General features: G+C 70.0%; 2 protein-coding genes. Both read left to right on the top strand.

Going from position 1 to position 12,461, the window contains the following annotated elements; all coding sequences use genetic code 11:
• The first annotated feature begins 96 nt into the window (after positions 1–96).
• Positions 97–9,690 carry a type I polyketide synthase gene (locus AB0F29_RS41230; protein WP_361884095.1) on the top strand — a complete coding sequence of 3,198 codons (9,594 nt, stop codon included), beginning with the start codon at positions 97–99 and terminating at the stop codon, positions 9,688–9,690.
• 477 nt (positions 9,691–10,167) lie between these two features.
• The coding region (locus tag AB0F29_RS41225) for a type I polyketide synthase (protein ID WP_361884092.1) at positions 10,168–12,461 on the top strand (2,294 nt) is incomplete at its 3' end.

Here is a 12,461-nt window from a genome sequence, read left to right as displayed (position 1 = left end):
GCCAATGCTTCCCTGGACGCCCTCGCTCTCCACCGCCACCGCTCCGGCCTGCCCGCGACATCCCTCGCATGGGGCTACTGGAACAACACCAGCGGCATGACCCGACACCTCGGTGCCACAGACCTGCAGCGCACCCGGCGCCTCGGCATGGTCGGGCTCTCCGCCGCCGAGGGCATGGCGCTCCTCGACACGGCCCTGCGGGCGGGCGACGAGACCCCTGCCGCGCTCGTGGCCACCCGGTTCGACCTGCCCGCACTGAGGGCATCCGCCCGCGCCGGAACTCCCGTAGCACCGCTGCTGCGCGGCCTCGCGCCTGCTCCTCGGCCAGCGGCCGCGTCCTCGCACACGGCCGTAACCGACTCCCTGCGTCAGCGGCTCGAGCGCCTGAGCAAGCGGGAGTGCACAGAGGCACTGGTGGACCTCGTCCGCCGGAACACCGCCCAGGTGCTCGGCCACTCCGGCGCTGACGCCATCCGCGCCGACCGTGCCTTCAAGGACGCCGGCTTCGACTCGCTGACCGCCGTCGAGCTGCGCAACCGGCTCGCGGCCGCGACCGCTCTCAGCCTCCCTTCCACCATCGTCTTCGACTACCCGAAGCCGACGCTGCTCGCCGGCCACCTGCGTGCACGGCTCTTCGGCGACGACGAACAGCGGGGCGACGGCCAGGAGCGGAGCGCTGAGGAGCACACCACCGCCACCGCGGCTGCCCTCTCCGACGATCCCATCGCCATCGTCGCGATGGCCTGCCGCTTCCCCGGCGGTGTGGAGAGCCCTGAAGACCTGTGGCGGCTGGTTGCCGAAGGCGTCGACGCCGTCGGAGAGTTCCCCGACGACCGCGGCTGGGACATCGACCGGCACTACGACGCCGACCCTGACAGCGTGGGCAAGACCTACGTACGGCACGGCGCGTTTCTCGACGACGCGACCGGCTTCGACGCTGCCTTCTTCGGGATCTCACCGAACGAGGCGCTTGCGATGGACCCCCAGCAGCGGCTGTTCCTGGAAACCTCCTGGGAGGCGTTCGAACGCGCCGCGATCGCCCCGAGCGGGCTCGCCGGGCAGGACATCGGCGTCTTCGTCGGCGTCAACAGCCACGACTACACCGTACGGACGCACCACGCGTCCGGCATCGAAGGCTTCCGCCTGACCGGCAATTCCGGCAGCGTCATCTCAGGCCGGATCGCCTACCAGTTCGGCTTCGAGGGCCCGGCCATCACGATCGACACGGCCTGCTCGTCCTCGCTCGTCGCCCTCCACCTGGCGGCCCGCGCAATTCAGCAGGGCGAGTGCTCCATGGCCCTCGCCGGCGGCGTGATGGTCATGGGCAACCTGGAGACCTTCGTCGAGTTCTCCCGGCAGCGCGGCCTCTCCCCGGACGGCCGTTGCAAGGCCTTCTCCGACGCGGCGGACGGAACCGGCTGGTCCGAGGGCGTCGGCGTGCTCCTCGTAGAACGGCTCTCCGACGCACGCCGCCGCGGCCACCAGGTCCTCGCGGTGGTCCGAGGCACCGCGGTCAACCAGGACGGTGCGTCCAACGGACTTACGGCGCCGAACGGACTTTCACAACAGCGGGTGATCCGCAAGGCGCTCGCCGACGCCGGTCTGTCGACATCGGATGTGGACGCGGTCGAGGGCCACGGCACGGGAACGGTTCTCGGTGACCCGATCGAGGCGCAGGCAGTGCTCGCTACCTACGGGCAGGGCCGACCCGCCGACCGCCCGCTGTGGCTCGGCTCGGTCAAGTCCAACATCGGGCACACGCAAGCTGCGGCCGGTATGGCAGGCATCATCAAAATGGTGATGGCGATGCGGCACGGCGTCTTGCCCCGCACGCTGCACGTGGACCGGCCCTCAACCCACGTGGATTGGTCCACGGGCGCGGTGGAACTGCTCGCAGAGACTCGCCAGTGGCCCGAGACCGGGCAGCCGCGGCGCGCCGGCATCTCGTCCTTCGGTATCGGTGGCACCAACGCACACATCGTGATCCAGCAGGCGCCGGTGGAGAACGCTGAGGCCTCCGACTGGGCGGCGACGAACGAACTGGCACCTGGCATCGGATCGGCAACCGCCTCCGCCGAGGTGCATGCTGCCGATGCGGCACCCGCCACAGATCTCGTATCGTCAGGTTCCGCTCTTCTGCCCGTGCCCGTGCCCGTGTCGGCCCGGACAGCGGCGGCTCTGTACGCCCAGGCCGGGCGTCTTGCTCGCTTCGTCGAGTCACGCCCTGAGCTGGCCCTTACCGACACCGCGCACGCGCTGGCCATCACTCGTGCCCAACTCGACCACCGGGCGGTCCTGCTGGCCACCGACCGGCAGCAGCTTGCCGATGCGCTGCGCGCGCTCGGCAACGGCACGCCTACTGCCGGCACCGTCACCGGCAGCCCCTCCGAGGGCAAGCTGGCCTTCCTCTTCACTGGGCAGGGCAGCCAGTGGGCTGGCATGGGCCGCGAACTCGCGGAGCGGCACACGGTATTCCGGAACGCCTTCACCGCCGCGTGCGAGGCTGTTGAACGACACTTGGATGGCCATCTGGAGCGTCCGCTGCGCGAGGTGGTGTTCGCCGAGCCCGGCACGGCGGAGGCCGCGCTGCTCGACCGTACCCTGTACACGCAGGCAGGTCTCTTCGCCCTGGAGACCGCTCTGTTCCAGCTCTTCGCCTCCTGGGGTGTACGTCCGGACCTGGTCGCCGGACACTCAGTCGGCGAGATCTCTGCCGCCTATGCCGCCGGAGTCCTTGACCTGGCGGAGGCAGGGGAAGTGGTCGCCACCCGCGCCCGGTTGATGCAGGCCCTGCCCGAGGGCGGCGCAATGGTCGCCGTACAGGCGACCGAGGCCGAGGTGGCACCACTGCTGGAGGGGGCCGCGGGCGAGGTTGTGGTCGCCGCAGTCAACGGACCCGGCGCCATCGTGCTCTCGGGTACCGAGGGCGCCGTCCTCGACGTGGCCGCGCGACTGGCCGAACAGGGCCGGAAGACCAAACGCCTGAAGGTCAGTCATGCCTTCCACTCGTCACTGATGGCCCCCATGCTCGACGAGTTCCGAGCTGTCATTGCCCGGCTGCGTCCCCGCCCAGCCGCCATCCCCGTCGTCTCCACGCTCACCGGTGCCCCTGCGAAGGAGGGCCAGTTCGCCACCCCGGAGTACTGGTCCGACCAAGTGCGCCATGCCGTGCGGTTCGCCGACGCAGTCACCGCGCTGCGCGACCAGGGCGCCACAACCCTTCTGGAGGTCGGACCCGGCGGCGGCCTGACCGCCCTCGCCCTCGACACTCTCGGCACGGACCACCGGGGCTGCTTCGCCACCCTGAGCGAGGACGGCTCGGAGGAGACCGCCGTCCTCACCGCACTCGCCGAACTGCATGTCCGCGGCACGGACATCGACTGGTCCGCTCTCCTCGGCACCCCGGCCACGGCGATCGGCACCGAGTTGCCCACGTACGCCTTCCAGCACCAGCGGTACTGGGTCGAGCCCGAGACCACCGCCACCGACGCCGAGGCGCTCGGCGCCCGCCCCACCGGGCACCCGCTTCTCGGCACGGCAGTCGAGATCCCCGACGACGACCACGTCAGCCCGGTCAGCGACGGCGGCACCCGTGTGGTGCTCACCGGGCGGCTCGACCGGCGTGCCCTCGGTCGGCTCCTCGATCCCGGCACCGATACCGTCATGGCCGCCGTACTCCTCGACCTGCTGGTCCACGCCGGAACCGAGGCGGGAAGCGGTGCCGTCGAGCAGATCATCGTCGATACCCCGCTGACCGTGCCCGAACACGGCCACCTCCAGCTCCGTGTCCACGTCGATGTCCCCGGCCGGGACGGGCTGCGCCCGGTCGTCGTCCACAGCAGGCGGGCCGGCGACGAGGACAGCACCTGGACGCGCCACGCCCGCGCACTGCTCCGGCCCGGCCTGCCCACGCCATCCTTCGACTTGCGCACCTGGCCGGTCACCGGAGCCGACGCCCCGGCGGACCTCCTCGACATCTGCGGGGTACGAGGAATACACGGCCTGGCGGAACAAGACGGCCAGCTCTTCGCCGACGTCTCCCTGCCTCCGGAACTCGTTGATGAGGCCCCGGGGTTCACCCTCCATCCCGCACTCCTCGACACCGTCCTTCGCTTCCTGGCCGGTCGCACCGGTGAGAGTGAGCGCGATCTCACCATCTGCGCCAACCTGGCCGTGTACGCCGAGGGCGCCACCGCCCTGCGGCTGCGGGCCACGCCTGTGGAGGGCGGACGCCACCTCGTGGAGCTCGCCGACCACACGGGCGAACCAGTCGCCGAGCTCGGACCACTGACCCTGGGCCGCGTGGATGGCACCGTTGCCGCCGCCGCGGTCGGCACCCCCGCTCTTCGCGAGGCACGGGCGACGGAGGACGGTCCGTTGGTCCGACGGGTTGTGGGACGAACGGCCGCCGAGAGCGGATCGCTGGCCCACCGCCTCGCCGCGCTTGGAGCCACCGAAAGGCAGCGCGTCCTGCTGGACCTTGTGAAGGAGAGCGCGGCCGTCGTTCTGGGCCACACCAGCGCTGAAGCCCTCGACGAAGAGCAGCCTTTCAAGGACCTCGGCTTCGATTCCCTCAGCGCCGTCAAACTCCGCAACAGGTTGCACGACTTCACCGGCATGAGCCTCCCCAGCAGCCTTGCCTTCGACTACCCGACCCCTTCTGCCCTCGCCTGGCACCTGCGCACCGAACTGCTCGGTGAGGAAGCCGCGAACTTGTCGGCTGGAGTCGTCCAGTCCGGACCTGCCGTGCCCGCGGACCCCAACGAGCCGATCGCCATCATCGCCATGAGCACCCGCCTGCCCGGTGGCGTCAACACCCCCGAGGAACTGTGGCGACTGGTTGCCGAGGAGCGCGACGCGCTCTCCGGCTTCCCGCAGGACCGGAACTGGGACGTCGACAAGCTCTACCACCCCGACCCCACCCACCCCGGCACCACCTACACCCGCGTCGGCGGATTCCTGCACGACGCCGCCCAATTCGACGCCGGACTCTTCGGGATCTCGCCGCGCGAGGCCCTCGCGATGGATCCGCAGCAGCGGCTGCTCCTGGAGACCTCATGGGAGGCCCTGGAGCGGGCCGGAATCGACCCCCTCTCCGCCCGGGGCCGTGACATCGGTGTATTCACCGGCATCGTCCACCACGACTACGCCACCCGGCTGCGGCAGACCCCCGAGGATGTCCGTGGCTACGTGATGACCGGCACTTCGTCGAGCGTGGCGTCGGGACGCGTGTCGTACGTGTTCGGCTTCGAAGGGCCGGCGGTGACCATCGACACGGCTTGCTCGTCCTCCCTCGTGGCGATGCACCTGGCGAGCCAGGCGCTACGGCGCGGAGAGTGCTCGCTCGCCCTCGCAGGCGGTGCGACCGTCATGTCCAGCCCGGACGCCTTCGTGGAGTTCGCCCGCCAGCGCGGTCTCTCCGCCGACGGCCGGTGCAAGGCGTACTCCTCGACCGCCGACGGCACCGGCTGGGCCGAGGGCGTGGGCGTGATCGTCCTGGAGCGCCTGTCGGAGGCCCGCCGCAACGGCCACCGGATCCTGGCCGTGCTGCGCGGCAGCGCCGTCAACCAAGACGGCGCCTCGAACGGCCTGACCGCTCCCAACGGACCCTCCCAGCAGCGCGTCATCCGGCGCGCTCTGTCCGACGCGGGCCTGTCGACGAAGGACATCGACCTTGTCGAGGGCCACGGCACCGGCACATCCCTGGGCGACCCGATCGAGGTCCAGGCACTGCTTGCCACCTACGGACACGACCGGCCCGCCGACCGTCCGCTGTGGCTCGGCTCGCTGAAGTCCAACATCGGCCACACCCAGGCTGCGGCGGGTGTCTCCGGCGTCATCAAGATGGTCGAGGCGCTCCGACACGGAGTCATGCCGCCGACGCTCCATGTGGAGGAGCCGACACCGCAGGTGGACTGGACGGCCGGCGCGGTCGAACTGCTCAGAGAGGCGCGAGAATGGCCGGACACGGGCCGGCCGCGCCGAGCCGCCGTCTCCTCCTTCGGCGCGAGCGGCACCAACGCCCACGTGATCCTGGAGGAGTCACCCGAAGAGCCCGTCGAGGCGTCGGCGGCAGAGAGCGGCGTGGAGTTGCCCGCTGCGCCCGTTGTGGTGCCGCTGGTGGTGTCGGCGCGAACTCCTGTTTCGCTGGTGGGGCAGGCGGAGCGGCTGGTGTCGTTCGTCGGGGAGAACGCGGGCACACTGCCGCACGTGGCGGGTGCGTTGGTCGCTCAGCGGGCGATGTTGTCCGAGCGTGCGGTGATCGTGGCCGACTCCGGGGAGGAGGCGTTGGCGGGGCTTGGTGCGCTGGCGCGGGGTGAGTCTCATCCCGGTCTGGTCACTGGCAGCGCTGTGGGTGCGGGGCGGACGGTTCTGGTGTTCCCGGGGCAGGGTTCGCAGTGGGCCGGTATGGGTCGTGAGCTTCTTGATTCCTCGGCGGTGTTCGCGGAGCGGATCGGGGAGTGTGCGGCGGCGTTGGAGCGGTGGGTGGACTGGTCGCTGGTGGATGTGCTGCGGGGGGATGCTCCGGCCGATCTCCTGGAGCGCGTGGATGTGCTGCAGCCTGCGAGTTTCGCGGTGATGGTGGGTCTGGCCGCGGTGTGGTCGTCGGTGGGTGTGGTGCCGGATGCGGTGGTCGGTCATTCGCAGGGTGAGATCGCTGCGGCGTGTGTGTCGGGTGCGCTGTCGTTGGAGGATGCTGCCCGGATTGTGGCGGTACGTAGTCAGGTGATTGCGGGCAGTCTGGCGGGCCGTGGTGGTATGGCGTCGGTGGCGCTGTCCGAGGCTGAAGTGGCCGGGCGTCTGGAGCGGTGGGTCGGCCGCGTTGAGGTGGCGGCGGTCAACGGTCCCTCGTCGGTGGTGATCGCTGGTGATGCCGAGGCTCTCGACGAGGTGCTGGAGGTTCTTGCGGCGGATGGTGTGCGGGTGCGTCGGGTGGCAGTGGACTATGCCTCCCACACCCGGCATGTCGAGGCGATCGAGGACGTACTGACAACCGCCTTCGCCGACATCCGTGCTCAGGCCCCGCTGATTCCTTTCTACTCGACGGTGACGGGTGAGTGGGTAAAGGAGGCGGGTGTCCTGGGCGGCGGGTACTGGTACCGCAACCTGCGCAACCAGGTCCGTTTCGGTCCCGCCATCGCCGACCTCCTGGCCGGCGGCCACACCGTGTTCGTGGAGGCCAGTGCCCATCCGGTTCTGGTGCAGCCGGTCAATGAGATCGTGGACCAGGTGGATGACACAGTCCGGCTGCGTACTGTCGTCGGCGGCACGCTGCGCCGTGACGAGGGCGGTCTGCACCGGCTGTTCACCTCGATGGCCGAGCTTTTTGTCCGGGGTACGCCTGTGGACTGGGCGGCAATGCTGCCGGCCGGTGCCGGTGCCTCGCAGGCCGAGCTCCCGACGTATGCCTTCGATCGACGTCACTACTGGTTGCAGGAGGCCGATAACGCCGACGACAGCGGCGCCTCGGGCGAGGACATCGGCGCGGACTTCTGGAGCGCCGTCGAGCAGGCCGACGCGGACTCGCTCGCCGGACTGCTCGCCTCGGACTCCTCCTGTCTACGAGACGCCCTGCGCACTGTCATGCCGGTGCTGGCGGACTGGCGCGGCAGGCGCCAGCAGCGGTTCAGCGCTGAGCGCCTCCGCTACGCCATCACCTGGCGGCCCCTGGACCGGGAGGTCTCGGGAGTACCCGCAGGCCGCTGGCTCGCCGTACTGCCGCCGGGATGCCCGAACGAAGGCGCGACCGGTTTCCCGGCTGACTCCACGGCCGGCGCCCAGGTGGCCGAGCTCCTTGCGGCGCTCGGTGTCCAGGGACTCGACATCGTGCCCTTGGAGATCGCTCCCTCCACCTTCACCCGCACGGGGCTCACCGAGCAGTTGAGCGGCATCCGGGCCGAGTACGAGCCGACAGGAGTTCTCTCCCTGCTCGCCCTCGACGGCACGCAGGACTCCACTGTCACCGCCGCCAGGACCCTCGCGCTGATTCAGGCCCTCGGAGACGCGGGCGTCGACGGGCCACTGTGGTGTCTGACCCGGGGCGTGGTGAACACCGGTATCCAGGACACCGTTACCGATCCTGGCGAGGCCGCGCTCTGGGGCCTGGGCCGCGCCGTGGCCCTTGAACACCCCGACCGGTGGGGCGGCCTGGTCGACCTACCGGCAACCGTCAACGCTCGCACCGCGCAGTATCTCGTGGGCGCGCTGAACGGCGCAGCGGGGGACGACCAGCTCGCCGTACGCCGCTCCGGCGTCTACAGCAGGCGGCTCACCCGTAAGCCCGCACCCGAGGCGCCCGCGGACGGCGGCTGGCAGCCTCATGGCACAGTCCTTGTGACTGGCGGCGCCGAGGCCCTCGGCGCACATGCCTCGCTCTGGCTCGCCCGGTCCGGTGCGCGCCGTCTCATCATCACGACCACGGCTCAGGCGCCCGCCGACGCCGTCACCAAGTTGCTGGACAAGCTCGCGGCCACCGGGGTGGAGACGACAGTCGTCTCCTGCGCCGACGCCGACCGTGAAACGCTCGCCCGACTCATCGCCGAGACCCCGGAGGAGCAGCCGCTCACCGCCGTCGTGCACGCCGCCGACACCGCCTGGACCAGCAACATCGCCGACACCGGCCTCGCCGACCTCACCGAGGTCTTCGCGGCCAAGGTCGACACCGCTATATGGCTCGACGAACTGTTCACCGGCGCTGGCACCGGCACCGGCGCTGGCGGGGCCCCGCTCGAGGCCTTCGTGGTCTTCTCCTCGATCGCCGGAATCTGGGGCGGTGGTGGCCAGGGCGTCTCTGGCGCGGCCAACGCAGTCCTGAATGCCCTGGTCGAACGGCGCCGCGGCCGAGGACTCGCGGCCACCTCGATCGCCTGGGGAGCCCTCGACGAAATCGGCCCTGCCATGGACGAGGCGACCCTCGCGCAGCTGCGCCGCCGTGGTGTTCTGCCGATGACCCAGCAGATCGCGATGACCGCGTTCGAACTGGCCGTGGAAGCGCGGGAGAAAGCCGTGACGGTCGTCGACATGGACTGGGAGGCGTTTATCCCGGCGTTCACCTCTGTACGGGTCAGCCCGCTCTTCGCTGATCTGCCCGAGGCCGCCGCCGCCCTGAGCGCCTCCCAGCCCGATGCCGAGAACGTCAGTATCACCTCATCCCTGGCGGACTCCCTCCGCAACGTTCCCGAGGCGGAACAGAACCGTCTCTTGCTCCGGCTGGTGTGCGGACAGGCCTCGACCGTCCTCGGACACAGCAGCACGGACAGCATCGGCCCGCTCCAGTCCTTCCAGGAGGTCGGCTTCGACTCGCTCGCCGCGGTCAACCTCCGCAACAGCCTGCACGTGGCCACCGGTCTACGACTGCCCGCGACCCTCATCTTCGACTATCCGACCCCGGACGCCCTCGTCGGTTTCCTGCGCTCCGAACTGCTGACGGAAACGGGCGACGACGACCTGGACACGCGGGAGGACGATCTGAGGCGCGTACTCGCGCAGGTCCCGCTCGCCCGGTTCCGGGAGGCCGGCCTTCTCGACATGCTGCTCAGCCTCGCCGGTCCCGAGGATGGCTCCGCCCCCGGGGTGACGACTCCCGAGCCAGACCCGGTGGTGCCCGCCGTCGAGGACGACGCCGACCTGATCGACGTGATGGACATCGCCGACCTCGTAAAGCGAGCCCTGGGAAACGACACCAACTGATCACCTGACATGAACGGTGTGGCCATTCCTATATCCGGACACCCACTCCTATACCGGAACAAACGCCTGGATCGGGTGGGAGCCCCCGCACCACTTCCTCGGACGCAACCGGGAGCTACCAGACCAGGGGATGCCCCGCGAAGGCGGCCTGTCTAATCTCGTGGAGGCAGCCTTCGATTTCGCGGACCCTCTGCGGTCATAGAATTGCCCGGCAACAAATTCAGGGGTCTTTACTTGTGTCCTCTTCTTTTCACATCGATGCGAGCATCCGCGATGAGGGTTCCGCGCCGCGTCAACTGACCTGTACTTCGCAGCCGTCCGCGACCCTCATCTTCAACTGTCCGACCCCGGACCCCCTCGTCGGTTTCCTGCGCTCTGATCAGGTCCCGCTCGCCCGGTTCCGATGATGCCAGCCGCTTCACCCGACTTACCGATATTCGGTTTACCGACAGCGACAAAGACGGAGGACCTACCGAGATGACGGCACCGGACGAGCAGATCGTCAACGCACTGCGTGCCTCGCTCAAGGAGAACACGCGGCTCCAGCAGGAGAACCAGCGTCTCTCCGAGTCCTCGGCCGAACCCATCGCGATCGTTTCGATGGCCTGTCGGTACGCGGGCGGCATACGCACCCCCGAGGACCTGTGGCGGATGGTGACCGACGGCACCGACGTCTACACCACCTTCCCCGAGGACCGCGGCTGGGATCTGGAGGGCCTCTATCACCCCGACCCGGACAACCCCGGCACGACGTACGTCCGCGAGGGCGCGTTCCTGCACGACGCCGGCCAATTCGACGCCGCTTTCTTCGGGATATCGCCGCGCGAGGCGCTCGCGATGGACCCTCAGCAGCGGCAGCTCCTCGAGGTCTCCTGGGAGGCCCTCGAACGAGCCGGCATCGACCCGCACTCCGTACGCGGCACTGACATCGGCGTGTTCGCCGGCATGGTCCACCAGGACTACGCGCCCGACCTCAGCGGCCTCGAAGGCTTCCTCAGCCTGGAGCGCGCCCTGGGCACCGCGGGCGGCATCGCCTCGGGACGGGTCGCCTACACACTCGGCCTCGAAGGCCCCGCCGTCACCGTCGACACCATGTGTTCCTCCTCCATAGTTGCCATCCACCTGGCCGCCCAGGCACTGCGGCGAGGCGAGTGCTCCATGGCCCTGGCCGGCGGCGCCACCGTGATGGCGACCCCCGGCGGGTTCGTCGGCTTCGCCCGGCAGCGCGGCCTCGCCTTCGACGGCCGCTGCAAGTCGTACGCGGCCTGCGCGGACGGCTCCAGCTGGGCCGAAGGCGCAGGAGTGATCCTGCTCGAGCGGCTGTCGGAGGCACGCCGCAACGGACACAGGGTCCTCGCGGTGATCCGCGGCTCCGCCCTCAACCAGGACGGCGCTTCCAACGGCCTGACGGCGCCCAACGGACCCGCGCAGCAGCGCGTCATCCGCAAGGCGCTGGAGAGCGCCGACCTCACTACGGCCGACATCGACATGGTCGAGGGCCACGGCACCGGCACCGTTCTTGGTGACCCGATCGAGGCGCAAGCCCTGATCGCTACGTACGGCCAGGACCGGTCGGAGGACCGGCCGCTGTGGCTCGGCTCGGTCAAGTCGGTAATCGGCCACACCCAGGCCGCCTCCGGCGTGGCCGGAGTGATCAACATGGTGCAGGCGCTGCGGCACGGTGTCATGCCCGCCACCCGGCACGTCGACGCCCCCACTTCGCAGGTGGACTGGACGGCGGGCTCGGTGGAGCTGCTGACGGAGGCCCGCGCGTGGCCAGAGGTGGGCCGGCCGCGCCGGGCCGGTGTGTCTTCGTTCGGTGCCAGCGGTACGAACGCCCACCTGATCCTGGAGCAGGCGCTGGAAGAAGAGCCCGCCGCAGAAACTGCCTCCGGCCCCTCTCCGGCTCCAGCGGTCGACGGCGTGGTGCCGCTGGTGCTGTCGGCGGCCACGGCCGCCTCGCTCACCGGCCAGGCGGAGCGTCTGCTTTCGTTCGTCGAGGCGTCCGGCACGGTCGCGCTCGCCGACGTGGCGGCCGCATTGGCCACCGGCCGGGCGACGCTCGCCGAGCGCGCGATCGTCGTGGCCGACTCGCCCGAGGAGGCCCTGGCGGGCCTGGGCGCGCTGGCGCGCGGTGAGGCCGCACGCGCCGTGGCCGTTGGCAGCGCGTCGACGCCGGGCGGGGCCGGAAAGGTCGTGCTCGTCTTTCCGGGGCAGGGTACGCAATGGATCGGCATGGGTCGTGAACTCCTTGATTCCTCGCCGGTGTTCGCGGAGCGGATCGGGGAGTGCGCGGCGGCGTTGGAGCGGTGGGTGGACTGGTCGCTGGTGGATGTGCTGCGAGGGGATGCTCCGGCCGAACTCCTGCAGCGCGTGGATGTGCTGCAGCCTGCGAGCTTCGCTGTGATGGTGGGCCTTGCCGCCGTCTGGTCATCGGTGGGTGTGGTGCCGGATGCGGTGGTCGGTCACTCGCAGGGTGAGATCGCCGCGGCGTGTGTGTCGGGTGCGCTGTCGCTGGAGGATGCTGCTCGGATTGTGGCGGTACGCAGTCAGGTCATCGCCGCAAGTCTGGCGGGCCGTGGTGGTATGGCGTCGGTGGCGCTGCCTGAGGCAGAGGCCGTGGAGCGTCTGGAGCGGTGGGCCGGCCGGATCGAGGTCGCGGCGGTCAACGGTCCAGTGTCAGTGGTGATCGCCGGTGACACCGAAGCCCTTGACGAGGCCATCGACACGCTGGAGGACCAAGGCGTACGCGTGCGCCGCATCCCAGTCGA

Source organism: Streptomyces sp. NPDC026589 (genome assembly GCF_040638385.1).
Lineage (GTDB): Bacteria > Actinomycetota > Actinomycetes > Streptomycetales > Streptomycetaceae > Streptomyces.
This window is presented reverse-complemented; position numbering and strand designations above follow the sequence as displayed.